This window comes from Salmonella sp. 3C (genome assembly GCF_025426275.1).
Lineage (GTDB): Bacteria > Pseudomonadota > Gammaproteobacteria > Enterobacterales > Enterobacteriaceae > Salmonella > Salmonella enterica.
In genome coordinates this window covers 4,487,974-4,513,890 of record NZ_CP104858.1, presented here as the reverse complement: position 1 = coordinate 4,513,890, position 25,917 = coordinate 4,487,974, and the positions used below count along the sequence as shown (strand labels likewise).

22 protein-coding genes and 1 pseudogene are annotated in these 25,917 nt (G+C 50.0%); 14 read left to right on the top strand and 9 right to left on the bottom strand.

Going from position 1 to position 25,917, the window contains the following annotated elements:
- Positions 1–29 precede the first annotated feature (29 nt).
- A complete protein-coding gene (dgcJ, locus tag N7E69_RS21855) occupies positions 30–1,523 on the bottom strand; it encodes a diguanylate cyclase DgcJ (RefSeq protein ID WP_001751652.1) in 1,494 nt (497 codons plus the stop codon).
- A gap of 294 nt (positions 1,524–1,817) precedes the next feature.
- On the opposite strand from dgcJ, the gene N7E69_RS21850 reads away from it, so the two are divergent.
- Positions 1,818–2,018, top strand: a complete 201-nt coding sequence (locus N7E69_RS21850; protein ID WP_016705258.1) for a hypothetical protein — start codon at positions 1,818–1,820, stop codon at positions 2,016–2,018.
- Between the two features lie 144 nt (positions 2,019–2,162).
- On the opposite strand, the gene N7E69_RS21845 is transcribed toward N7E69_RS21850, so the two are convergent.
- Both N7E69_RS21845 and yeaG read right to left on the bottom strand, forming a co-directional pair.
- Complete coding sequence (locus N7E69_RS21845; protein ID WP_000219715.1) at positions 2,163–3,449, bottom strand: YeaH/YhbH family protein; 1,287 nt, start codon at positions 3,447–3,449, stop codon at positions 2,163–2,165.
- 122 nt (positions 3,450–3,571) lie between these two features.
- Positions 3,572–5,506 (bottom strand): protein kinase YeaG, encoded by a 1,935-nt coding sequence (gene yeaG / locus N7E69_RS21840; protein ID WP_001518010.1) that lies wholly within the window; start codon positions 5,504–5,506, stop codon positions 3,572–3,574.
- A gap of 426 nt (positions 5,507–5,932) precedes the next feature.
- On the opposite strand from yeaG, the gene N7E69_RS21835 reads away from it, so the two are divergent.
- The 3 genes from N7E69_RS21835 (at position 5,933) to N7E69_RS21825 (ending at position 9,119) form a co-directional block, all read left to right on the top strand.
- On the top strand, positions 5,933–6,679 hold the full coding sequence (locus N7E69_RS21835) for a MipA/OmpV family protein (protein WP_000163762.1): 747 nt from the start codon (positions 5,933–5,935) through the stop codon (positions 6,677–6,679).
- 289 nt (positions 6,680–6,968) lie between these two features.
- The gene (locus N7E69_RS21830) at positions 6,969–8,165 is read left to right on the top strand and encodes an anaerobic sulfatase maturase (RefSeq protein WP_000029247.1); all 1,197 of its coding nucleotides are present in this window, start codon (positions 6,969–6,971) and stop codon (positions 8,163–8,165) included.
- Positions 8,166–8,261: 96 nt separating this feature from the next.
- Positions 8,262–9,119, top strand: a complete 858-nt coding sequence (locus N7E69_RS21825) for an aldo/keto reductase (RefSeq protein ID WP_000843751.1) — start codon at positions 8,262–8,264, stop codon at positions 9,117–9,119.
- A gap of 98 nt (positions 9,120–9,217) precedes the next feature.
- Here N7E69_RS21825 and N7E69_RS21820 read toward each other — a convergent pair whose 3' ends face one another.
- Together N7E69_RS21820 and gapA are read right to left on the bottom strand one after the other, a co-directional pair.
- Positions 9,218–10,102, bottom strand: a complete 885-nt coding sequence (locus N7E69_RS21820; RefSeq protein ID WP_000608660.1) for a D-hexose-6-phosphate mutarotase — start codon at positions 10,100–10,102, stop codon at positions 9,218–9,220.
- 328 nt (positions 10,103–10,430) lie between these two features.
- Positions 10,431–11,426, bottom strand: a complete 996-nt coding sequence (gapA, locus tag N7E69_RS21815) for a glyceraldehyde-3-phosphate dehydrogenase (protein ID WP_000153505.1) — start codon at positions 11,424–11,426, stop codon at positions 10,431–10,433.
- A gap of 341 nt (positions 11,427–11,767) precedes the next feature.
- Between gapA and msrB the strand changes: the two genes are divergently transcribed.
- Together msrB and N7E69_RS21805 are read left to right on the top strand one after the other, a co-directional pair.
- Positions 11,768–12,181, top strand: a complete 414-nt coding sequence (gene msrB / locus N7E69_RS21810; protein WP_001519539.1) for a peptide-methionine (R)-S-oxide reductase MsrB — start codon at positions 11,768–11,770, stop codon at positions 12,179–12,181.
- Positions 12,182–12,222: 41 nt separating this feature from the next.
- On the top strand, positions 12,223–12,501 hold the full coding sequence (locus N7E69_RS21805; RefSeq protein WP_001046864.1) for a YeaC family protein: 279 nt from the start codon (positions 12,223–12,225) through the stop codon (positions 12,499–12,501).
- Positions 12,502–12,676: 175 nt separating this feature from the next.
- Here the strand turns inward: N7E69_RS21805 and N7E69_RS21800 are convergent.
- Positions 12,677–13,099: pseudogene (locus tag N7E69_RS21800) on the bottom strand (glycosyl hydrolase family 18 protein); the annotation flags it as partial.
- A gap of 295 nt (positions 13,100–13,394) precedes the next feature.
- On the opposite strand from N7E69_RS21800, the gene N7E69_RS21795 reads away from it, so the two are divergent.
- The 8 genes from N7E69_RS21795 to N7E69_RS21760 all read left to right on the top strand — a co-directional run bounded on the left by N7E69_RS21795 (position 13,395) and on the right by N7E69_RS21760 (position 22,116).
- A complete protein-coding gene (locus tag N7E69_RS21795; protein WP_000645184.1) occupies positions 13,395–14,471 on the top strand; it encodes a zinc-binding dehydrogenase in 1,077 nt (358 codons plus the stop codon).
- A 26-nt stretch (positions 14,472–14,497) separates the two neighbouring features.
- Positions 14,498–15,877, top strand: a complete 1,380-nt coding sequence (locus N7E69_RS21790) for an MFS transporter (protein WP_000435324.1) — start codon at positions 14,498–14,500, stop codon at positions 15,875–15,877.
- A 10-nt stretch (positions 15,878–15,887) separates the two neighbouring features.
- Complete coding sequence (locus N7E69_RS21785; RefSeq protein ID WP_000798080.1) at positions 15,888–16,931, top strand: NAD(P)-dependent alcohol dehydrogenase; 1,044 nt, start codon at positions 15,888–15,890, stop codon at positions 16,929–16,931.
- Between the two features lie 21 nt (positions 16,932–16,952).
- Positions 16,953–17,789, top strand: coding sequence for a ketose-bisphosphate aldolase (locus N7E69_RS21780; RefSeq protein WP_000878874.1), 837 nt, complete (start codon positions 16,953–16,955; stop codon positions 17,787–17,789).
- Between the two features lie 4 nt (positions 17,790–17,793).
- A complete protein-coding gene (locus N7E69_RS21775) occupies positions 17,794–18,741 on the top strand; it encodes a sugar kinase (protein WP_000343334.1) in 948 nt (315 codons plus the stop codon).
- 9 nt (positions 18,742–18,750) lie between these two features.
- Entirely contained in the window at positions 18,751–19,734 is a 984-nt protein-coding gene (locus N7E69_RS21770) for an aldo/keto reductase (RefSeq protein ID WP_000782139.1), read from the top strand.
- A 129-nt stretch (positions 19,735–19,863) separates the two neighbouring features.
- A complete protein-coding gene (locus N7E69_RS21765; RefSeq protein ID WP_000719104.1) occupies positions 19,864–20,622 on the top strand; it encodes a DeoR/GlpR family DNA-binding transcription regulator in 759 nt (252 codons plus the stop codon).
- A 135-nt stretch (positions 20,623–20,757) separates the two neighbouring features.
- On the top strand, positions 20,758–22,116 hold the full coding sequence (locus N7E69_RS21760; protein ID WP_000389924.1) for an MFS transporter: 1,359 nt from the start codon (positions 20,758–20,760) through the stop codon (positions 22,114–22,116).
- Positions 22,117–22,218: 102 nt separating this feature from the next.
- Here N7E69_RS21760 and pncA read toward each other — a convergent pair whose 3' ends face one another.
- The 3 genes from pncA to sppA form a co-directional block, all read right to left on the bottom strand.
- Positions 22,219–22,875 carry a bifunctional nicotinamidase/pyrazinamidase gene (pncA, locus tag N7E69_RS21755; RefSeq protein ID WP_000184708.1) on the bottom strand — a complete coding sequence of 219 codons (657 nt, stop codon included), beginning with the start codon at positions 22,873–22,875 and terminating at the stop codon, positions 22,219–22,221.
- Between the two features lie 26 nt (positions 22,876–22,901).
- The gene (gene ansA, locus N7E69_RS21750) at positions 22,902–23,918 is read right to left on the bottom strand and encodes an asparaginase (protein ID WP_001170141.1); all 1,017 of its coding nucleotides are present in this window, start codon (positions 23,916–23,918) and stop codon (positions 22,902–22,904) included.
- 95 nt (positions 23,919–24,013) lie between these two features.
- Entirely contained in the window at positions 24,014–25,870 is a 1,857-nt protein-coding gene (gene sppA, locus N7E69_RS21745; protein ID WP_001259860.1) for a signal peptide peptidase SppA, read from the bottom strand.
- Positions 25,871–25,917 lie beyond the last annotated feature (47 nt).

Genomic DNA, 25,917 nt, shown 5'->3' with positions numbered 1-25,917 from the left:
GGTGCAATATGAACATTTACTGCGAAGCACTATGATGAACGATGTTGTTTTTGCTGTTTGTTCAGATAGAGCTGCGCATCGGAAGCCTGGTAGGCATCATTAATCGTATCATTGGGCTGCATATTATAAATCCCGGCGGAAAAATGGACTGTCTTATCCGGTGCGATAATTTGCAGGTTACGAATAATACGCTCCGGCAGATGGATAGCCAAATCCGCCGCATAATCAACAAGAATAATACAGAACTCATCGCCGCCGAGGCGAATGGCATAATCGCTTTTACGAATCGATGTTTTAATCGCTTTCGCCAACAGGGTTATAATTCGGTCGCCTTCCTGGTGCCCCTGGGTATCGTTGATCAGTTTTAACCTGTCGCAATCAATAGCGACAAATGTCACCGGCGTCCCGGCATTGACCAGGCGTTGCAGTCGCTGTTCCAGCTCCGGTGTTAATATTTTACGGTTGTAAAGCCCGGTCATGGCATCGCTAATATTTTCGCGTGTGACGTTGCGATAAAGCCGAAAGTGCATCCGTACCATATTAAGCAGGAGCGCCGTTGCCAGTAAGTAAAAGGCCAGCGCTTTCCAGGACGAGACAAGGAAATAGGTTAAATCAAGGGACAACGAAACGCGCAGTCCACCCGGGATATCATGGCTATAATTCACATATTGAAACAGATTATTTTTGCTTTGATTAATAATAATTTCTTTTCCGGAGTCCATGTCCTTTAGTGTTACGTTAAGATAACGCCAAACCAGCGGACGGTCCTGGGTATAAAAAATATTTTTTAAATTATCCTGGTTAACATCCACCATCACGATACCTTTTAACGTTCCCGCCAGATAGACTGGCGTTAAAAAGCTCATGACGTTTTCCTGGGTAATATCATCCATGTAAATACTTGAAATAACCGTACGGCCGGTAAAAAGTTTATCTATATCTTTTCTGTTAATACCCATTGTGCCTTTTTGTAAAAAAGTCCAACGATGCATGGCGAAGCGCCGTGAGTTGATTAAATCATAGAAATAGACATAATGTTTATTTAAATCAACGTAATAACGGAATTTAAGCTCCAGTGTGCCCAGCCCGTGACTGTGGCCGTCCTGCGAACGGTTGATGCTTACCGCCTGATCAAATGCAGGCAGTAAAAGGGCGTCATCAAGATTATCGGTACACTGTGTAGCGGCGGTTTGCAGGGTGCCATGTAGCCCCGGATAATTATGCCGGGTCAGGTTGACGCCGTGCGTACCGTTAATAGCCTCAAAGGCGTCGCAAAACGCGCGGCGTTTTTCTGCAGTGACGGGGTCTCCCGGCGCTTCAAAAGTTCGCATCAAATGTGCGGCGATGCTCTGATTCTGGTACTTATCGTACAAAAACGACGAATCGGCTCTCTCCATGATATAACGCATATAGGCATTCATTGCCCTGTCGCTGGCAATAAGTTCGTAAATCAGGAAGGACGATGTCAAAACGATGACGCTTGCCGAGATAAAGTGCCTGAGCGCTTTATGATGCAAATTCATGATGAACTACAGCCCTGAAAGTCGGATGCGTTAGTTTACCATAGCGATGAGAATTCCTCTAATAGACTGTTTAAAAATAAAACGTGTTGATGTTATGAAATAAAAATCATTCTCGATTTAATAAACCAATTAATACGCTGTGTTTATATTTTCATGTGTGACTATTGTGATAAAAACTAAATTTTTAACCAACAATACTGATCTATTTGTGACAAAAAGAAAATAACCTTTATTATGATGATGAAAAGAGTGTGAAGTGGTAAGAATAATAATTTACTTCCGTTCTGAGGCTCTATGAAACGATTTAAAGAGATGGCTGTGATTTTATTTTTTGCATTACTGGCAGCAGGTTTTACGTCGTCGGCGATGGCGGATGATCCTTTTTCACATGTTTTGGATCATGTTTTTGATAAAGTCCCTGCCTGTCACATTGTTCCTCCTGGAGTGGGGCAACCAGGACATTTGGGGCCTTGGTCTTGGCCTTGGTGTTATTAACATGATGGAATTCTATTAATGGGTTAAATTACCCGATATGCCGGAATACCTTCATTCAGACTATTCGCGGGTAATTGCTTCAGTCATAAAAACCGAACACCAGGTTTATTAAAATCCGCCCGACATATGAACGGGCGGATTTATTTATACGCTTTGATTGGCGCTCTGTTTCTGAAACAATTCGCGGAATACCGGATAAATATCCTCCTGATCGCGAATATGCTGCATGGCGAAGTTATCGAACGTCGCCTGCAGATGTTCATACTCGCGCCATAAGGTCTGGTGGGCGCGGCGGGTAATCTCGATATAGCTGTAATAGCGCACTACCGGCAGCAGCTTTTTCGCCAGAATCTCATGACACAGCGGTGAATCGTCGGCCCAGTTATCACCGTCTGACGCTTGCGCCGCATAGATGTTCCACTGCCCCGGGTCGTAGCGCTCTTTAACCACTTCATCCATGAGTTTAAGCGCGCTGGAGACAATCGTCCCCCCGGTCTCTTGCGAATAAAAGAACTCATGTTCGTCCACTTCCTTCGCCTGGGTATGGTGGCGGATATAAACCACTTCTACGTTCTTATATGTTCGGCTCAAAAACAGATAGAGCAGAATGTAAAAACGCTTGGCCATATCTTTGGTTGCCTGGTCCATCGAACCCGAGACGTCCATCAGACAGAACATCACCGCCTGGCTGGAGGGCTCAGGCCGTTTTTCATAATTTTTATAGCGTAAATCAAAGGTGTCGATAAACGGCACTCGCTCGATTTTAGCCCGTAGTTCGGCAATTTCCCGACGTAACCGCTCCTCTTCAAGCAGTTGCGCTGGTTCGCTATGGCTGATGGTCTCCAGTTCCGTTTCCAGCGCGTGCAGTTCGCGGCGTTTTCCTGCCGTCATTGCTGTACGGCGCGCCAGAGAGTTTTGTAGCGAACGTACCACGCTGATATTGGCCGGTACGCCGTTTGAGGTGAAACCGGCGCGGTGAGTTTTATACTCGTTAAGCTGGCGATGCTGGTTTTTCTTCAGATTAGGCAGCGCTAAATCTTCAAAGAGCAGATCCAGATATTCATCTTTTGAAATCTGAAAAACAAACTCATCCTGGCCTTCGCCGTCCTGGCTGGCCTGACCTTGACCGCTGCCGGAACCGCCGCCGCCACCGCCTTGCGGACGCTCAATGCGATCATTCTGGATAAAGTGATCGTTACCCGGATGGACGCGATGGCGCAGACCGCCGCGCCCCTGATGAAACATCGGTTCGCTAATATCATCGGTTGGAATAGAGACGGACTCTCCGCTGTCGACATCGGTCACAGAGCGTTTATTAATCGCTTCGGAAATTGACTGCTTAATTTGTGCTTTATAACGGCGCAAAAAGCGCTGGCGATTCACCGTGCTTTTATTTTTGCCGTTAAGACGTCGGTCTATGAACCAGGTCATATGCCCCCCGTACTGCCAACTGAGCGCCTGTTCTGTCAGTGCCGGATAGCGCTAATGCTTAGCCAGTCTACAGAACATTACTTTGTAGGCCCGGTAAGCGCAAGCGCCACCGGGCATTAACATCACGACGATTTACGCACGCGCAGGTACCACTCGCACAGCAAACGAACCTGCTTACGGGTATATCCTTTCTCCATCATCCGATCGACAAAGTCGTCATGCTTTTTCTGCTCGTCAGTCGACGTTTTGGCGTTAAAAGAAATGACCGGCAACAGCTCTTCAGTATTAGAGAACATTTTTTTCTCAATCACCGTGCGCAGCTTCTCGTAACTGGTCCAGTTTGGATTACGGCCGCTATTGTTGGCTCTGGCGCGCAGGACAAAGTTTACTATCTCATTACGGAAATCTTTCGGGTTACTGATACCCGCTGGTTTTTCAATTTTTTCCAGTTCGGCGTTCAGCGACTCGCGATCGAACAGTTGACCGGTATCCGGGTCGCGATACTCCTGATCCTGAATCCAGAAATCCGCATAAGTCACGTAACGATCAAAAATGTTCTGCCCGTACTCAGAATAAGATTCGAGATAGGCCGTCTGGATCTCCTTGCCGATAAATTCGGCGTATTTCGGGATCAGGTAGCCTTTCAGGAACTCCAGATAACGCTCAGCTTGCTCCTGCGGGAACTGTTCACGCTCGATTTGTTGTTCCAGAACGTAGAACAGATGTACCGGGTTTGCCGCCACTTCCGCATGGTCGAAGTTGAATACGCGGGAGAGGATCTTAAAGGCGAATCGGGTGGAGAGACCGTTCATCCCTTCGTCCACGCCCGCATAGTCGCGATACTCCTGGTACGATTTAGCTTTAGGGTCGGTATCTTTCAGGCTTTCACCGTCATAAACGCGCATTTTCGAGTAAATACTGGAATTTTCCGGCTCTTTCAGGCGGGAAAGAATCGAGAAGCGCGAAAGCGTTTCCAACGTGCCCGGCGCGCAGGGCGCATGAGCCAGCTCGCTATGATTAAGCAGTTTCTCGTAGATTTTGATCTCTTCGGAGATTCGCAGGCAATAAGGCACCTTCACGATATAGACACGGTCGAGGAACGCTTCGTTATTTTTATTGTTACGGAAAGTCACCCATTCAGATTCGTTTGAGTGGGCAAGTATGATGCCATTAAAGGGCAGGGCGGAAATACCTTCCGTACCATTGTAGTTACCTTCCTGAGTTGCGGTCAGCAAGGGGTGCAGCACCTTAATAGGCGCTTTAAACATCTCGACGAACTCCATGATCCCCTGGTTAGCGCGGCACAGCGCGCCAGAGTAACCATACGCATCCGGATCGTTCTGGGCGTGATGTTCGAGTTTACGAATATCCACCTTGCCGACCAGCGCCGAAATATCCTGGTTGTTTTCATCGCCGGGTTCCGTTTTGGCGATGGCAATCTGCTCCAGAATGGAGGGCCAGACTTTCACCACGCGGAATTTAGTAATATCGCCGCCAAACTCATGCAGGCGTTTGGCCGCCCACGGGGACATAATCGTACCGAGATAGCGGCGCGGAATACCGTACTCTTTTTCCAGAATCTGCGCGTCTTCCTGCGGATTAAACAGGCATAACGGATGATCGTTGACCGGACTACGCTCGCCGTTGGCGCTTAAAACATAAATTGGCACGCGCTGCATTAGCGATTTCAGCCGTTCAGCGAGCGATGATTTGCCACCCCCCACAGGTCCCAGCAAATAGAGAATTTGCTTCTTCTCTTCCAGCCCTTGCGCCGCATGTTTCAGATAAGAGACAATCTGTTCAATCGCGTCTTCCATGCCGTAAAACTCTTCAAACGCAGGATAGCGAGCAATAACCCGGTTGGAGAAGAGTCGGGAAAGTCGGGGTTCCTGGGCAGTGTCGACCATATTAGGCTCGCCGATAGCCATTAATAGCCGCTCTGCCGCGTTGGCATAAGCACTGCGATCTTGCCGACAAATGGTAAGAAAATCCTGCAGTGTGAACTCTTCGTCCTTGGCAGCTTCGTAACGCTGGCGATAGTGATCGAATATATTCATGATATGCCATCCTTTCGTTTTTTCGCACATGTTAAGAGCCGTTCATATGAATAGTAGAGGCTCCCGGAAGAGGTAGACTGAACGCCGTCTCTGCTAAGGAAAAAAAAGCAACTCTCATGCCATTTTATTGGTCAGAAGATCAACGTGTCCGGTGATACACCTTCTTAACATTAAGCGTAGATGGCATTTGCAAAACTTGCCTGTACGCGTCAGTGGATTTCGATGACATATCAATAACTCATCAGGTAGAAAAGGCTGGTGGATATCAGAAAAAGCGTTCCCGGTCACATAACGATCATCAGCCGATCATCTGAAAATAATCGGTGATGGTGATATTAAACGGTTACATTGTGTAAAATAGTTGGGCTTACAGGTATTGGCGGTTACACTTTTGCCGCAGAACATTTGAATAAGGAATTATGGATTGTGACCAAACTTAAACTTCTGGCTCTTGGCGTGTTTATTGCAACATCCGCCAGCGTCGCGCACGCTGAAAGCAACCTGACGTTGGGCGCAGGCGTTGGTGTGGTTGAACACCCTTATAAAGATTACGATAGCGATGTTTATCCGATACCGGTCATCGCTTATGAAAGCGAAAACTTCTGGTTCCGTGGTCTGGGCGGCGGGTATTACTTGTGGAATGACAATGCCGATAAGTTGTCAATCATGGCATACTGGTCCCCGATGTACTTCAAACCGGGCGACAGCGATGACCATCAGTTGCGTCGTCTGGACAGGCGTAAAAGTACTATGATGGCGGGCGTTTCTTACGCGCATCACACCCAGTATGGATTCCTGCGTACCTCACTGGCAGGGGATACGTTGGATAACAGTAACGGTATTGTCTGGGATCTGGCCTGGCTGTATCGGTATACCAATGGCGGGCTGACCTTAACGCCAGGTATCGGGGTTGAATGGAATAGCGAGAACCAGAACGATTACTATTACGGCGTATCACGTAAAGAATCTTCGCGTAGCGGCCTGCGCGGCTATAACCCGAACGATAGCTGGAACCCGTATCTTGAACTTAGCGCTAACTATAATTTCGCCGGTAACTGGAGCGTATATGGTACTGCGCGCTACACCCGCCTGTCGGATGAAATTACCGACAGCCCGATGGTGGATAAATCCTGGACCGGTATCCTTTCTACTGGCGTGACCTATAGATTCTGATTGATTGAATTTGCCGGAAAAACCATGACAAAGCCTGCGTTATGCAGGCTTTGTGCTAACTGAAACGCGAACATGGCGGCTTGCATAAATGCGCTGTTGACCGGGTATGGTACAGCCTTACGTGATTTATACTTTGTTACATCAATTTAAAAAACTAGCCTTTTATATGAAAAATCCAGGTGATTACAACTGCGCTAACAGTTAGCGTAATAATTGTTGCAATGCTGGCTGATATCGCCCTGTCACGTCCCGCTTATGCTATACCCATTCTTCACAGTGAGTAAGACGAATGAGCATAGTATTCAATACCGTAGCCAAGCCCAGCGGCAGTCTGTGTAACTTATCCTGCAAGTACTGTTTCTATCTTGATAAACCCCGGGGGCAGCGCGTCATGTCTGACGATGTGCTGGAGACGTATATCCGCCGGGTAATTGATGATACGCCATCCTCAGAGGTCTCGTTTTGCTGGCAGGGGGGAGAGCCGACGCTATGCGGTCTTTCTTTTTACCAAAAAGTGGTGCGCTTGCAGCAACGCTATGCCAACGGCAAAACTATCTACAACAGTCTGCAAACCAATGGCGTATTAATCAATGAAGAGTGGGCGGCTTTCTTTGCGCAGCACCAGTTCCTGATTGGTATATCGATTGATGGGCCGCAAGTCGTTCATGATAATTACCGGAAAACGCCGTCAGGGCGGGCGTCTTTTTCCCGAGTCGTTAATGCTATCCGCCTTCTGCAGGCAAATGATGTCGAGTTCAACACGCTCACTGTCGTGAATGATGCGTCATGCCGTCATGGCAACGCTATTTATCATTTTTTGACGCAGGAACTGGAAAGTAAACACCTGCAATTTATTCCCATTGTTGAGCCGCTCGCGCAAAAAGCGCAGCGTTCTTTGACGTTATCTGACAATGAGGATTCGCCTTCGCTGATGCCCTTTTCCGTCACGCCTGAAGGGTGGGGCGCCTTTATGTGCGATGTTTTTGATCAATGGATACGTCACGATGTCGGACGCATATTCGTACAGCTTTTTGATAACTTACTTGGCGTCTGGATGGGGGAGCCCGCCACGCTTTGTACGATGCAGTCGACCTGCGGGCAAAGTTTGCTGGTGGAGCAGAATGGCGACGTGTTTAGCTGTGACCATTTTGTTTTTCCCGCCTATAAACTGGGCAATCTGCAGCAACACTCTTTAGAAGAAATGGCGGCCTCTCCTTTTCAGCAGCAGTTTGGCGCGGCTAAAGCAAACCTTTCCTCACGCTGCCAGAACTGTACGTGGCGCTTTGCCTGTCACGGCGGTTGTCCGAAACATCGAATTTGTATGGACGGCGGCGAACGGCAAAATTATCTCTGTAAAGGATATCTGGAGTTCTTTCAACATGTGACGCCCTATATGAATGTGATGCGTCAATTATTACTAAATCAGCGACCCGCCGCGCATATTACCCGCATCGTCGACATGATTGCGGATGACGTTCGTCAGTGACAAGAAAATCGCCCCCTTGCGCGGTATGATGCCGGACATTACCGTAGGGTCTAAGAGTCCTGTATTGTTTTACCGTCGAGTGACCTTGAAAAGGAAATAAAATCAGTGAAAAACGTAACGTTTTGCGGGCAGGTGACGCTTCCTGCCATCGGACAGGGAACATGGTATATGGGCGAGCGCGCGGATCAACGTCAGCGCGAGGTTTCGGCGCTGCGCGCGGGGCTGGATTTGGGGTTACGCCTTATTGATACGGCGGAAATGTATGCCGACGGCGGGGCGGAAAAGGTCGTGGGCGAGGCGCTGGCAGGGCGACGCGATGAGGCATTTCTGGTGTCAAAAGTGTACCCGTGGAACGCTGGCGGCCAGAAGATAGTTGCCGCCTGTGAGGAAAGCCTGCGTCGTCTGAAAACAGATTATCTCGATCTCTATCTATTGCACTGGGCCGGAAGCTTTTCATTCGAAGAGACCGTTGAAGGTATGGAGCGGCTAATCGCGCAGGGGAAAATTCGCCGTTGGGGAGTCTCTAATCTTGATTATGACGATATGCAGGCGCTGTGGCGCATCCCTGGGGGACAGCAATGCGCGACAAATCAGGTGCTCTATCATCTGGCGTCACGCGGTATTGAGTATGATTTATTGCCGTGGTGTCAACAACAGCGAATGCCAGTGATGGCCTATAGCCCGCTGGCGCAGGCTGGCCGGTTACGTAGCGGTTTACTGAATCATCCGGTGGTGAATGAAATTGCGCAAGCGCATAACGCAACGGCGGCGCAAATCTTACTGACGTGGGTGATTGCGCATCCGGGCGTGATGGCGATCCCGAAAGCCGGAAGTACAGAACACGTGAAGCAAAATGCGGCGGCGCTTGAGATCGCCTTGTCAGCAAACGAACTTGCCTTACTGGACAACGCCTGGCCTGCGCCAAAAGGGAAAACCGCGTTGGATATGGTGTGACGCCGGATAAAATGTGTAAGCGCCGCCATCCGGCAGGTCATGCCTGATGGCGGCTGACGCCTTTCAGATCCTATAGCAACGCCGTTATCCATTCACTTTTAGCGTTTAGCGACGCAGATAGTCTGCGCCAGACGAGAGGGTTTTTCTTCTGTGGCTTGTTGCGGCGCAGTAGCGTAAACCGTTTCAACGCAGACAAACGTTTTATAGCCGTCATCCGGCATGTCGCCCATGCTGACGGACAACGCCGGGCCAGGGTTCCAGCCTACGACGTTAAGGTGATGGTGGTGAACTACATCAATCGTGCGGTTTAATGTCGCATCGTGGATCACGCTACATGCTTCAGGATTGAGGTAAACGCGATCGGTACGGTCCGGAAAGGTTTGTATACCGCCGGCCAGGACACCTTCTTTAGCGTCGTTAACTTTATCAATAAACCGATCGCCGAGTCCGCTGACCTTAACGTTGGCGATGTCGCCAACGTTAAAATAGCTGTGGAGCGCGGATGTGGTTGCAAACTCGCCATGCGCTTCCAGTTCAATTTCACAGGTTTTGCCCACTTTAAAACGTGCCAGCAGCGTGAAATCGTGCGGCCAGTATTTCCGGGTGGCCTCACTGCTTTGCAGCTCAAATGTCAGCATTACGCCATTATCATCTTCATTATGCGCTTTTAGCGCCCACGGTAGATTACGCGCAAAGCCGTGTGACGGTAGACCCTGTTGAGCCGCAGGTCCAAACCAGGGCCAGCAGATCGGTACACCGCCGCGTAGCGCCACGCCGGTTTTGAAAGGCGTATTATTACTGAGCCACAATACCTCTTCCTCGCCAACGGGTTTCCAGGAGAGAAGGTGCGCGCCCTGTAATGCAAAAGAGGCTTTAACCTGCGGATGGTCAACGACGATCAGATCCAGGTCATCAAGCTGACGACGGGAAAGGACAGGGGTAAGCTGTTCGATAACCGGGAGGGCAAAAATTTTATTAATCATTACGCAATCCTCTTAACCCTAAATAATTCGAGTTGCATGACAAGGCGCTTGTGCCTTGACCAGTGCTTGCGCTGGCCCGTAGAGGCGAGGCCGCAGGCCGAGTAACGCGGCAAGTGAACGACAAATTCATCGGGAACGAATTTGAACAACCGTAGGTAACCTCCGGCCAGGGACATCCCTGATTCATCCCGATAAGTTCGACTTCCGTCAGTGATTCGGGTGAGAAAGCATAGCCAACACACCTGCAACTTGAAGTATGACGGGTATATCTTTAAGCAAAAAAAAGAGCGACCTGAGTCGCTCTTACCAATGACTGTGTCATCTCAACTTATTTGGAGATGTGAGCAATCAGGTCCAGTACTTTGTTGGAGTAACCGGTTTCGTTATCGTACCAGGAGACCAGTTTCACGAAGTTGTCGTTCAGCGCGATGCCTGCTTTAGCATCGAACACGGAGGTGCATACTTCGCCGTTGAAATCGGTAGATACAACGTCGTCTTCGGTGTAACCCAGAACGCCTTTCATTTCGCCTTCGGCAGCAGCTTTAACAGCAGCTTTGATCTGCTCGTAGGTAGCCGCTTTTTCCAGACGAACGGTCAGGTCAACAACGGATACGTTCGGAGTCGGAACGCGGAACGCCATACCAGTCAGTTTGCCATTCAGTTCTGGCAGTACTTTACCTACCGCTTTAGCAGCGCCAGTAGAGGACGGGATGATGTTCTGAGATGCGCCGCGGCCGCCGCGCCAGTCTTTGTGAGACGGGCCGTCAACGGTTTTCTGGGTTGCGGTAGTCGCGTGAACAGTAGTCATCAGACCTTCGATGATGCCGAAGTTGTCGTTGATAACTTTAGCCAGCGGCGCCAGGCAGTTGGTGGTGCAGGAAGCGTTGGAAACGATGTCCTGGCCTTCGTATTTGTCAAAGTTAGCGCCTTTAACAAACATTGGGGTGTTGTCTTTAGATGGACCCGTCAGAACCACTTTTTTCGCGCCAGCGGTGATGTGTTTACGCGCGGTTTCGTCAGTCAGGAAGATACCGGTAGCTTCAGCCACTACGTCAACACCAACTTCGTCCCATTTCAGGTTAGCCGGATCGCGTTCAGCGGTAACACGGATTTTTTTACCGTTAACGATCAGATGACCGTCTTTCACTTCAACAGTACCGTCGAAACGGCCGTGAGTGGAGTCATATTTCAGCATGTATGCCATGTACTCTGCGTCTAACAGGTCGTTGATTGCAACGATCTCGATGTCAGAACGTTTCTGAGCAGCACGGAAAACAATGCGACCGATACGGCCAAAACCGTTGATACCTACTTTGATAGTCATATATTCCACCAGCTATTTGTTAGTGAATAAAAGGTTGCCTGTAAAATTACAAAAACCTTACGCAGCGTCAAGCGGAATCGTGTCAATCATTGCGACAAATCAATCCTCTGCACAACCTTTGCGCGGCTGATTCGCCTCACTCTTCCTTTCGGCTTGAAACCACATGGGGGCGCCGCCCCGAATTTTAAAGGGCAACCGAGATAATAATGTGATATCAGTCACGATTCGTGAGCCGCCATTTCGCAATGATCAAGTTTAGAACAAAAGTTGGTACTGAGGTGTTAATGTTTTGTTAGAATCGGTCAGGCAATGTGAGCACGTTTAAAGTGAGATGTGAGCAAATGGCTAACCAACCTTCAGCAGAAGAACTCAAGAAAAAATTGTCCGAAATGCAATTCTACGTGACGCAGGATCGTGGCACAGAACCGCCATTTACCGGACGCCTGCTACATAATAAACGCGATGGGGTTTATCACTGCCTGGTCTGTGATACGCCGCTTTTTCACTCCCACACCAAATACGATTCAGGCTGCGGCTGGCCTAGCTTTTACCAGCCTGTCAGCGAAGAGGCGATTCGTTACATAGACGATTTTTCTCATGGCATGCAGCGTGTCGAAATTCGTTGCGGTAACTGCGATGCGCATCTCGGACACGTTTTCCCGGACGGGCCGCAGCCAACCGGTGAGCGCTATTGCGTTAACTCGGCCTCGCTGGCCTTTTCTGACGAGAAAAACGGCGATCAACTGAAAGGCTGAAAAAACGATTCAGCAAATTATTCCACAGGAGCGGACACATCATGAATCTTGATGAGATCATTAACAGCATGACGCCGGAAGTGTATCAACGTTTATCCACCGCCGTTGAGCTGGGTAAATGGCCGGATGGCGTGGCGTTGACGCCGGAACAGAAAGAAAACAGCCTGCAACTGGTGATGCTATGGCAGGCGCGGCACAATACCGAAGCGCAACATATGACGATCGATACTCACGGTCAGATGGTGATGAAAAGCAAGCAGCAGCTCAAAGCGGATTTCGGTATTACGTCAAAGCCGATTGCGACATTGAAAATGCAGTAACGGCAGCCGGATAAGAGGTAGCCGCCATCCGGCGGTTTCATTGCCAATGCGTTGTGCTTACCGGGCCTGCTCATTGCTGTCAGGCACAGGCCCGCCATATTTTTACCCATTAACGCTTAATGTCCAGCGAGTCCGCCAACTGTTTCGCTAACTGATTATTGTCATCGGCGGCCTATTCCCAGAACATTGCGCCGGCCAGTCCGCGCTTTTTAATCTGGTCCGCGTTGATCGATCGCCACCGAGCGCGGATTTTCATAAGAGAGGGCAAGCAGTGCCTTCCTCCGGCAGACTTCACTGACAGCAGCAGGTCAGGCGTTTGAGTCATACGTATTGGCGTTGAAATACTGTGTGCCATAGGGCCATGTCGTAAGTCATCAGATTGATAAAATCGAGCTACGGGGCTATAGCTTTCACGTCCAGCCAGCTTTTCGGACTTTCCGCATTCGCGCCGACGACGAGGGTGACCCATTGGCCCATTAGCTGACGAAGCGCTTTTAAATGCGACGTTAAACGAATATTCCCAGTCAAGATCGATCCCATCGAGACCATATTTGTCGACAATCTTCTGCGCCGGTTGAATAAACACCGCACAGGCTTCTTTAACGATCCTCTTCGACATCTAAAACAGAAACACGCCACAGAATGGAGTGGCGAAAAAATAACCGCAGCAGATTAGCATCTTCATCCATGGAAACCTGCGCAGGCGTTCACGCCGTCTTTCGCGATACGGCTTCCATCTTTTTGGTTTTATCGCCGTTTGTTTCGTTGAGTTTGTGATCTTGGTTGGTAAATACAGATCATTATCTGTGTTTTAAAGATTTATCGTTGACCTTAAAGATTTTATGGTTAAGTATGATGAGCATTGATGCACACCAAACACAAAGGAAGATGCAATGAAAGCACTGGCGAGATTTGGCAAGGCCTTTGGCGGCTACAAAATGATTGATGTCCCGGAGCCGGTATGCGGTCCGGAAGACGTGATTATCGAAATCAAAGCGGCGGCGATCTGCGGCGCGGATATGAAGCACTATAACGTTGACAGCGGGTCCGACGAATTTAACTCCGTTCGCGGTCATGAATTCGCCGGACGTATCGCGCGGGTGGGCGAAAAAGTGAAAGACTGGAAAGTCGGCCAGCGCGTGGTTTCTGACAACAGCGGACACGTTTGCGGCGTTTGCCCTGCCTGTGAACAAGGCGATTTTCTGTGTTGTACAGAAAAAGTGAATCTGGGTCTGGATAACAACACCTGGGGCGGTGGATTTTCCAAATACTGCCTGGTTCCGGGAGAAATCCTGAAAATCCATCGCCATGCCCTGTGGGAGATCCCGGAAGGCGTGGATTACGAGGAAGCCGCAGTACTGGACCCTATCTGCAACGCCTATAAATCTATCGCCCAGCAATCCAAATTTTTACCCGGCCAGGACGTGGTAGTCATCGGCACCGGTCCGTTAGGTCTGTTTTCGGTCCAAATGGCCCGCATTATGGGGGCGGTAAATATCGTGGTGGTTGGCCTGGATGAGGATGTTCCTGTCCGTTTCCCTGTGGCCAAAGAACTCGGCGCGACGGCGTTTGTTAACGGCTCCACGGAAGATGTCGTCGCACGCTGCCGGGAGATTTGCGGCAAAGACAACCTCGGTCTGGTGATCGAATGCTCCGGTGCCAACATTGCGCTTAAACAGGCCATCGACATGCTGCGGCCAAATGGTGAAGTGGTTCGCGTCGGTATGGGGTTTAAGCCGCTCGATTTCTCCATTAACGACATTACTTCCTGGAACAAAAGCATCATTGGGCATATGGCCTATGACTCCACATCCTGGCGCAATGCGATTCGCCTGCTTGCCAGCGGCGCTATCAAAGTAAAACCGATGATCACCCATCGTATCGGTCTTTCTCAGTGGCGCGAAGGGTTTGACGCAATGGTCGATAAAACAGCCATTAAAGTGATCATGACCTACGACTTTGATGAATAACCCTTCTGCTAAAGGAACGTTATCGCATGGAACAGATAACAAAACCGCACTGCGGCGCCCGGCTGGATCGCCTGCCGGATTGCCGCTGGCATTCATCAATGTTTGCCGTCGTCGCCTTTGGTCTGCTTGTTTGCTGGAGTAATGCCGTCGGCGGATTAATTCTTGCCCAGCTCAAGGAGTTAGGCTGGACCGATAATTCCACGACAGCCACCTTCTCCGCCATTACCACGGCGGGGATGTTTCTCGGCGCGCTGGTGGGCGGCATTATCGGCGATAAAACCGGACGCAGGAACGCCTTTATTCTTTATGAAGCGATTCACATTGCCTCGATGGTCGTGGGCGCATTTTCACCGAATATGATGTTCCTGATTGCCTGTCGTTTTGTGATGGGCGTGGGATTAGGGGCACTACTGGTCACGCTGTTCGCCGGATTTACCGAGTACATGCCCGGCAGAAACCGGGGAACCTGGTCGAGTCGCGTTTCGTTTATTGGCAACTGGTCATATCCATTGTGTTCCCTGATTGCAATGGGGCTGACGCCGCTAATTAGCGCGGAATGGAACTGGCGCGTGCAGTTACTGATCCCGGCTGTGCTGTCGCTGATTGCTACCGCGCTTGCCTGGCGATACTTCCCTGAATCTCCCCGCTGGCTGGAATCGCGCGGGCGTTATCAGGAAGCCGAAAAGGTTATGCAGGCCATTGAAGCAGGCATCGAACGTCAGACAGGAAAACCGCTGCCGCCGGTTGTTATTGAAAACAGCGGCAAGCCGCCGCGTTCCGTACCGTATTCAGCGTTGCTCACTGGCGTATTACTGAAACGCGTTATTTTGGGTTCCTGCGTGCTGATTGCCATGAACGTTGTGCAATACACGTTAATTAACTGGCTGCCCACCATCTTTATGACACAGGGCATCAACCTCAAAGATTCGATCGTTTTAAATACCATGAGTATGTTCGGCGCACCGTTTGGCATATTTATCGCTATGCTGGTAATGGATAAAATTCCGCGCAAAACCATGGGTGTCGGTTTATTAATTCTGATTGCCGTGCTGGGATATATTTATTCGCTGCAAACCAGCATGTTGCTTATCACCTTAATTGGCTTTTTCCTGATTACCTTTGTCTATATGTATGTCTGTTATGCCTCGGCGGTCTATGTGCCGGAGATCTGGCCAACAGAAGCGAAACTTCGCGGTTCCGGCCTGGCGAACGCTGTCGGCAGAATCAGCGGTATCGCTGCCCCCTATGCGGTGGCGGTATTACTCAACGGTTATGGCGTGACGGGCGTTTTCGTCCTGCTGGGCGCTGTCTCGATTATCGTCGCCGTCGCAATAGCGACTATCGGAATCGAGACCAAGGGTGTTTCGGTTGAAAGTCTGAGCATTGATAAGGTCACGAGTAAATAAAGGAATAAAAATGAAAAATTCAAAAGCGATACTAAAAACGCCGGGCACCATGACAATTATAGCGGCTGATATTCCAGTACCAAAAGAAAACGAAGTATTGATCAAAGTGGAATATGTCGGTATTTGCGGTTCAGATGTTCACGGTTTTGAATCCGGGCCATTCATTCCGCCGAAGGATCCAAATCAGGAAATTGGTCTCGGTCATGAGTGTGCTGGTACGGTCGTTGCGGTCGGCAATCGGGTAAGCAAATTTAAGCCAGGCGATCGGGTTAATATCGAGCCGGGCGTGCCGTGCGGCCACTGCCGCTATTGTCTGGAAGGAAAATACAATATTTGTCCGGATGTTGATTTTATGGCGACGCAGCCGAATTATCGCGGGGCCTTAACGCACTATCTGTGCCATCCGGAAAGTTTTACGTACAAGCTTCCGGACAATATGGACACTATGGAAGGTGCGCTGGTGGAACCTGCTGCTGTTGGAATGCACGCGGCAATGCTGGCGGATGTTAAACCGGGTAAGAAAATCGTCATTCTCGGCGCGGGCTGCATTGGTTTAATGACCCTGCAAGCGTGTAAGTGTCTGGGGGCGACCAATATCGCGGTAGTGGATGTGCTGGAAAAACGGCTGGCAATGGCTGAACGACTGGGCGCGACAACCGTTATCAATGGGGCGAAAGAAGATACTGTCGCGCTCTGCCAGCAGTTCACCGACGATATGGGCGCCGATATTGTGTTTGAAACCGCCGGTTCCGCCGTCACAACTCAGCAAGCGCCGTATCTGGTCATGCGCGGCGGGAAGATCATGATTGTTGGCACTGTCGCAGGAGATTCAGCGATTAATTTCCTCAAAATTAACCGTGAAGTCTCCATCCAGACGGTATTCCGCTATGCCAACCGCTATCCGGTGACTATTGATGCCATCTCCTCCGGGCGTTTCGATGTGAAATCAATGGTGACGCATATTTACGATTACAAAGACGTACAACGTGCATTTGAAGAGTCGGTGAATAACAAACGCGACATTATTAAAGGCGTTATTAAAGTTTGCGATTAATGAAAAACGGGAGAAACAGCGATGTTGGCAGATATAAAATATTGGGAAAATGATGCACAAAATAAACATTACGCGATTGCGCACTTTAATGTGTGGAATGCGGAAATGTTGATGGGAGTGATTGATGCGGCGGAAGAGGCAAATTCGCCGGTTATTATCTCCTTTGGTACCGGATTTGTGGGCAATACTTCATTTGAAGACTTCTCTCATATGATGGTTTCCATGGCTAAAAAAGCCACTGTGCCGGTAATTACCCACTGGGATCATGGACGTAGCATGGACATTATCCATAATGCCTGGACGCACGGCATGAACTCGCTGATGCGTGACGCTTCTTCCTTTGATTTTGAAGAAAATATTCGCCTGACCAAAGAAGCCGTGGATTTCTTCCATCCGCTGGGTATTCCGGTAGAGGCGGAGTTAGGACACGTAGGGAACGAAACGGTGTATGAAGAGGCGTTGGCGGGGTATCACTATACCGACCCGGATCAGGCGGCGGAATTTGTAGCGCGCACCGGTTGTGACTCGCTGGCGGTCGCCATCGGCAACCAGCATGGCGTGTATACCTCTAAACCAAAACTGAATTTTGAGGTCGTGGAGCGCGTGCGCCAGGCAGTTTCCGTACCGCTAGTGTTACACGGCGCTTCCGGTATTAGCGACGCGGATATCAAAAAAGCCATTTCGCTGGGCATCTCGAAAATCAATATCCACACCGAACTGTGTCAGGCCGCGATGGTAGCGGTAAAAGAGAATCAGGATCAGCCGTTCCTGCATCTGGAACGCGAAGTACGCAAAGCGGTAAAAGCCCGTGCGCTGGAAAAAATCAAACTGTTTGGTTCAGATGGTAAAGCGGAATGATGATATGGACGAAATCGAAGTTCTTTGCATAGGGGCGGCCATTGTCGACATTCCTTTGCAACCGGTTAGTAAAAATATCTTTGATGTCGATTCGTATCCATTAGAACGAATTGCCATGACCACAGGGGGAGATGCGATTAATGAAGCCACGATTATTTCGCGTCTCGGGCATCGCACTGCGCTAATGAGTCGCGTTGGCGACGATGCGGCAGGATATTTTATTCTCGACCACTGTCGGAAGGAGAATATCGATATTCAGAGCCTGAAGCAGGATGCGGATATTGATACCTCAATTAATGTTGGGCTGGTGACTGATGATGGTGAGCGCACCTTTGTCACTAACCGTAACGGCAGCCTGTGGAAGCTAAATATTAACGATGTCGATTTTGACCGTTTTTCTCAGGTCAGGCTGTTATCACTGGCAAGTATCTTTAACAGCCCGCTGCTGGATGGCAAAGCATTAACGGCTATTTTTACGCAGGCGAAAGCGCATCAACTGGTTATCTGCGCTGACATGATCAAACCGCGGCTGAATGAAACTCTGGACGATATTCGCGAAGCGCTAAGTTTTGTCGATTATCTGTTTCCTAATATTGATGAAGCCAAAAAGCTGACCGGGAAAGAGACGCTGGATGATATTGCCGATTGTTTTTTGCAATGTGGCGTAAAAACAGTGGTGATTAAAACTGGCAAGAAAGGCTGCTTTATCAAAAGCGCCGATATAAAAATGGAGGTGCCTGCGGTGTCAGGCATTACCGCCATCGACACTATTGGCGCTGGTGATAATTTTGCATCGGGATTTATCGCCGCGCTACTGGAGGGAAAAACGCTGCGTGAATGCGCACGGTTCGCCAATGCGACGGCCGCGATATCGGTACTCAGCGTGGGCGCCACAACGGGCGTGAAAAACAGAATGCTAGTGGAACAACTCCTGAATGAATACGAAGGGTAATAGCGGCAGATGAAAATGATACCTTTAGGTAATACAGATATAGCGCTTTCCCGTATGGGACTCGGCACCTGGGCTATCGGCGGCGGTCCGGCATGGAATGGCAACCTCGATATGCAGGTCTGCATCGATACTATCGTTGAGGCGCACCGTTGTGGTATTAACCTGATTGATACGGCGCCGGGCTATAACTTTGGCAATAGCGAAGTGATTGTCGGCCAGGCGCTGAAAAAATTACCGCGTAACGAGATGGTGGTGGAGACCAAATGCGGGATCGTCTGGGAGCGGGAAGGGAGTCTGTTCAATAAAGTCGGCGATCGCCAGCTCTATAAAAATCTTTCTCCGGACTCTATTCGTAAAGAAGTCGATGCCAGTCTCCAGCGACTAGGGATTGATTATATCGATATCTATATGACCCACTGGCAGTCGGTACCGCCGTTTTTTACGCCGATTGCGGAAACCGTTGGCGTGCTCAATGCTCTGAAAGCAGAGGGGAAAATCCGTTCTATCGGGGCGGCGAATGTAGATGTCAGCCATATCCGCGAATACCTTAAACATGGCGAGCTGGACATCATACAGGCGAAATACAGCATTCTTGACCGGGCGCTGGAAACGGAGCTGCTGCCGCTATGCCGCGAGCACGGCATCGTGGTACAGGTTTATTCGCCACTGGAGCAGGGATTGTTAACCGGCACCATTACCCGTGACTATGTTCCCGGCGGGGCGCGCGCGAATAAACTCTGGTTCCAGCGTGAGAATATGTTGCGGGTTATTGATATGCTGGAGCAGTGGCAGCCATTGTGCGACAAATACCATTGCGCCGTCCCGACGCTGGCGCTGGCGTGGATATTGCGACAAAGCGAGCTGATTTCGATACTGAGCGGCGCCACGTCGCCGGAGCAGGTACGAGAGAATATCGCTGCGCTGTCCATCACCTTAACGGATGACGATGCGTTATTGATGAGACAAATGGCGGAAGCGCTGGACAATCCATAAGCAATACATTACACCTCTTTTTTGGCGAAATGCAGATAAAATCTGTTATTCGAACGGCTTATTTTGAAAGTAAACATAGTCTGTGAGATACTCAACGTTTATCATGACGTCGAAAACAGAGGTGTAATCGTGGCGGCGAAAGACAGGATTCAGGCGATCAAACAAATGGTCGCTAATGATAAAAAAGTAACAGTCTCTAACTTGAGTTCAATTTTTCAGGTAACCGAAGAGACAATTCGACGCGATCTGGAAAAACTCGAAGATGAAGGCTTTTTGACTCGAACTTATGGCGGTGCGGTATTAAATTCGGCGGTGCTGGCTGACAATATCCATTTTTATAAGCGTGCAAAATCGTTCTATGAAGAGAAGCAAATTATAGCCCGTAATACGCTTCCGTTTATTAAAAACAAAACAACGATGGCCGCCGACTCCAGCAGTACGGTAATGGAATTGCTAAAACTCCTGAAAGACCGAAACGATCTTACTTTGTTAACTAACTCAGCGGAAGCTTTCCATGAACTGGCGCAATCGGACATTAATCTTGTTTCTACGGGCGGTGAGTTAAATAAAAATACGCTATCGCTGCAGGGGCGTATCACTAAAGAAATAATCAGCCGTTATCATGTTGATATTATGGTAATGAGTTGTAAAGGGCTGGATATGGCGAGCGGGGCGCTTGATTCTAACGAGGCGGAAGCTGAAATCAAAAAAACGATGATTCGCCAGGCCACAGAGGTGGCGTTATTGGTGGACCACTCAAAATTTGATCGTAAAGCGTTCGTGCGGTTGGTCGATTTTAGTCATATCCATTACCTGATAACGAATAAAACGCCAGGTGATGAATGGATCGCATTTTGCGATAAAAATAATATCCAGCTTGTCTATTAATCGATAGATTATCCTTGCCTGGATTGTTTTCGCCTGGATTATGCCAAAAAAAACGGCAGATGATAGCAAGTGCGGCAAATACCCCTTTGCCGCGAGACAATAATTTATTATTTTGCTGCGTTAGAGGCCATCCAGATGGAAGACAATGATCATATCGGCGCCAGACTAGACCGCTTACCGTTATCCCGGTTTCATTTTCGTATTTTTGGAATAATTAGTTTTGGCCTGCTATTAACGGGGTTTTTGAGTTATTCAGGAAATGTGGTTCTGGCCAAATTGATAAACAATGGCTGGTCGAATAATTATCTTAATGCCGCGTTCACATCGGCACTGATGCTTGGCTATTTTATTGGTTCGCTTACCGGCGGTTTTATTGGGGATTACCTGGGGCGTCGAAAAGCGTTTCGCATTAATTTGTTGCTTGTGGGCATCTCCGCAACGGCTGCCGCATTTGTTCCCAATATGTACTGGCTGATTTTCTTTCGTTGTCTGATGGGGACAGGCATGGGGGCATTGATTATGGTTGGATATGCTTCTTTTACCGAGTTTATCCCTCCCATTGTACGAGGAAAATGGTCCGCGCGTCTCTCTTTTGTAGGGAACTGGTCACCGATGCTGTCTGCGGGAATTGGCGTAGTGGTCATTGCGTTTTTAAGCTGGCGGATGATGTTTCTTCTTGGTGGGATAGGGATGCTGCTGGCGTGGTCTCTTTCGGGGAAGTACTTTATCGAATCGCCCAGGTGGTTAGCAGGTAAAGGGCGGCAACGCGAGGCTGAACAGCAGCTTCTCATGATTGAATCGCAAATAGAAAAAGAAAAAAGTATTGTTTTGCCGCCGCATCAGGAAAGCAATAAATCCACGGAATCGCGCTTTGAAAACGGTACATTCTGGCTCTTATTCAAAGGACAAATGTTGCGGCGCACGTTAGTGGCGATCACTGTATTGATTGCGATGAACATTTCGCTTTATACCATTACGGTATGGATCCCGACAATTTTTGTTAATTCAGGAATTGATGTTACAAAATCCATTTTCATGACCGCCATCATTATGATTGGCGCGCCGGTGGGCATATTTATCGCCGCGCTCATTATTGATCATTTCCCCAGACGGTTATTTGGTTCGCTGTTGCTTATCGTTATTGCGGTAGTAGGATATTTTTACTCAATACAGACTGAGGAATGGGCCATTCTAGTTTATGGACTAGTCATGATTTCCTTTCTGTATATGTACGTCTGCTTCGCCTCGGCGGTTTACGTTCCCGAATTATGGCCTACGCACCTTAGACTACGTGGATCGGGTTTTGTGAATGCGGTAGGGCGGATCGTCGCTGTCTTTACCCCCTACGGCGTGGCGGTTTTACTGACCCGGTATGGATCTGTCACCGTTTTTGTTGTGCTGGGTATGCTGCTGGCGGCGTGCGCGCTGATATTATTTTGTTTTGGCATTGAAACGAGAAGAGTTTCGTTAGAAGCGCTCTCCAGCCTGCGTTGAGCTTTGCCTGGTAGCGGCGCTGACGTGACGTATCCGGCCCAAAGATCTATGCAATGGTCTCACCGTTGCGTGATGTATTGACCGGATACGATACCTGCTCCGCTACCTGGCGACAGCCTGGCCCTGCGTCTCTTCCCAGTCTGCCAGCGTATACAGCGTCGCGCCTGCCGACGCCATCTCCATAAACGCGTGTGCGCTATCCTGCGGGTGAATATTCACGCCGCGACAGCCATCGGTGATAACGTTAACGGCATAGCCCAACTCTAGCGCATCCAGCACCGTAAATTTTACGCAGTAATCGGTCGCCAACCCCATCACGATAAGCTCGGTAACGTCATGCTCGCGAAGCCAGGTATCAAGGGTAGTTTTCTGCCGATGTTCGTTGTCAAAAAACGCGCTGTAGCTATCAATCAGCGGGTTTTCACCCTTATAGATACAGGCGTCAATCGCATGTTGGTTAAGCAGGGGATGTAACGCCGCGCCGTCGGTATGTTGAACGCAGTGATCCGGCCAGAGCGTTTGCGGCAGCCCGTCCAGCTTTCCCTGACTATAGGGTTCCGCCTGATGCTGGCTGGCGAAGCTGCCATGCTGCGCGGGATGCCAGTCCTGGCTGGCCAGCACCGGAATCTGCCGGGGCTGGCACCAGTCAATAAGAGCGTTGGCGATGTCGATGGTGCTGTCGCCTTCCGCTACAGCCAGCGCGCCGCCGGCGCAAAAGTCATTTTGCAAGTCGACCAGTAATAAGGCCCGGTTTGTCATTATCTTCTCCTTGTCGTCGGGATTTTTTAATCATCCGGCGTCAATTCACCACGCAAGTTTTGCGCCATCGCGCTACGAATCGCCTGAGTGTCCAGACCCTGGCTTAACAAATAATGCAGTTTGGTTAAGGTGGCTTCGACGGTCATATCGGCACCGCCAATCACGCCAGCGTGCGCCAGCGCATTACCGGTAGCGTACCCGCCCATATTGACTCGCCCTGACATGCATTGCGTCAGGTTAACCACCACGATGCCGCGCGAACTGGCCTCTTTCAGCTCCTGTAAAAACGCTTTATTTTGCGGCGCGTTGCCTACGCCATAAGAGCGCAGAATCAGCGCTTTTACCGGCTGACGCAGAAAGTTACGTACTACCTCGGCGGAAATCCCCGGATAAATCGTCACTACGCCTATCGGCTGCGGCGTAATAGGGTGAACGATTAATTCACCAGAACCGTAGGGCGCGGGAGGCGTATTTAAACGGCGAATGTGAATTCCTGCTTCCAGCAAGGGCGGCAGATTAGGAGAGGCAAAAGCGTCAAAACCATCCGCATGGGCTTTGGTCGTGCGATTGCCGCGGAACAGACGATTATTAAAAAACAGCGTTACTTCATTAACAGGATAGTTGGCGGCGACATAAAGCGCATTCAGCAAATTAATTTGCCCGTCGGAGCGCAGCTCAGCCAGCGGAATTTGTGACCCTGTCACAATAACCGGTTTACCCAGATTTTCCAGCATGAAAGAGAGCGCCGATGCGGTATACGCCATCGTGTCGGTGCCGTGCAGAATAACAAAACCGTCATACTCATCGTAGTGCGCTTTGATATCTTCAGCGATATGCTGCCAGTCTTCCGGCGTCATATCTGATGAATCCATCAGCGGGGCATATTCATGGATGGTAAAATCCGGCATCTCCGGGCGGTGGAATTCCGGCATCAGCGCCAGCTGGCGCTGAAGGTGCCCGGACACCGGGATATACCCTTTATCTGAGCGCTGCATACCGATAGTACCGCCGGTATAGGCAACGTAAATTGATTTCTTTTGCATGATAATGTTCAGTCGTGTCGCGAAGGACGTATTAATGATTATCGGATGGCGGCTATGAGCAGACGCCGCCATCCGGTATGGCTATTGATGAAGCATTAGCGAACGTTCGCGCAAGTCAAACAGAACGCATAACGGTTTTGCGGATCGTTAAATGCCGCCAGTTTATCCCCCTCGGCCTTCACCGTATTGGCGGCGGAAACGAGCGGCGCCGGGAGCATCGCCTGAATGGCCTCCGGCAGCATGGCGCGTACTGATCCGGTCATACTGTCCATGACCATATCAAGGACCGTCGGTTCGTCCTGATAGTAATCAAGATGCCACTGTTTCAGTTTCGCCAGCTCCGCCGCTTTGGCGACGGCGTCGTCAAAGTCGCCGAGACTGTCCACCAGACCATTGGCTTTCGCGTCTTCTCCGGTCCAGACATGGCCTTGCGCGATTTTATCAATCTGCTCCGGCGTACGCTTACGCGCGTCTGCCACCAGCGTGATAAAGCGTTTGTAGCCGTACTCAATACTGAGTTGCATCATCTGCTGCACTTCCGGTGACAGCGCTTTGGTCATCGAAATATCCGCCAGCGGCGAGGTGGAAACGCCGTCGCTGTGTACGCCAATCGACGACAGGCTGTTTTCTACCGTATTGATGACGCCGAAGATGCCAATTGAACCCGTCAGCGTGCTGGGGCTGGCCACGATATAGTTTGCCGGCGTAGAGATCCAGTAACCGCCGGAGGCCGCCATACCGCCCATTGAGACCACCACCGGTTTGCCAGCCGCTCTTGCCGCCGCCAGTTCGGCGCGGATAACTTCGGAGGCGTTGACGCTACCGCCTGGGCTATTGATGCGCAGCACAATCGCTTTCACTTTAGGATCAAGGCGTGCGTCGCGGATCTGCGATGCCGTAGTGTCGCCGCCGACATTCCCTGGTGTTTCTTCGCCATCCATAATCGCGCCATTGGCGAAAATAACCGCAATAGTACCGCCGGTATCCGCAGGCGTTTTCAGCGAATAATCGTAATAACTGATCGCGCGATAGTTATTTTCGGTTTTGCTCCAGCCAAACTGCTTCGTCAGCGCTTTTTCAACATCTGCGCTGGAGGCGAGGGCGTCCACCAGTTTATGGTCGAGCGCATATTTGGCGGTGTCGCCGCCCACGCTAGTTAACCCGTCGATAATAGCCTGCGCGCCGGGGAAGAGTTGTTGCGGCGAAATCTGGCGATTGGCGGAAACGGTATGCAGGTAGTTCTGCCACAGTTCGCCTATCCAGCGGCTGTCGGCCTCGCGGGCGGCGGGCGACATATCGTCGCGGATAAACGGCTCGACGGCGGATTTATAGGTGCCGACCCGGAAAACGTGGGTAGAGACTTTCAGCTTATCCAGCAGCGTTTTGTAGTACAGGCCATTCGTAGCGAAGCCGTGAAGATCTACCTGACCCTGTGGGGAAAGCCAAATTTTATTGGCGAAACTGGCGAGGTAATACTGACCCTGGCTGTAGTTTTCACCCACGGCGAAAACCGGTTTGCCGCTGTCGCGGAATTCGCGCAGCGCTTTACCGATATAGCGCATTGACGGCTGATCGGCGCCGGTGAAGTTTTTCAGATCCAGAACGATACCCGTGATGTTACGGTCATCTTTCGCCTGACGAATAGCGTTGACGATGTCAAACAGGGAGTTTTCCTGCAGACGGTCGGAGCTGGCGCCAAATAACTGGCGACCCAGCGCGCCCAGACGGTGATTGGTGGAGGGTTTATCCACAATGACGCCGGAAATATCCAGCAGCAGAGCGCCGCGCGCCGTTTGCTCACTGTTGTTGCCGTTACCGATCTGCATCCAGATCCCAACGCCCACCAGGACCAGAAAAATAAAGAACAGGTTGAGTACCATTTCACGGACGAAGTTCAACACTCGCCACGTCCATTTAAAAAATCCGGCAATAAATCGCCACAGGGTTCGCATGTATTCTCCCTATCTGAGTAACAACGCTTATACCTTGGTGAGGATAA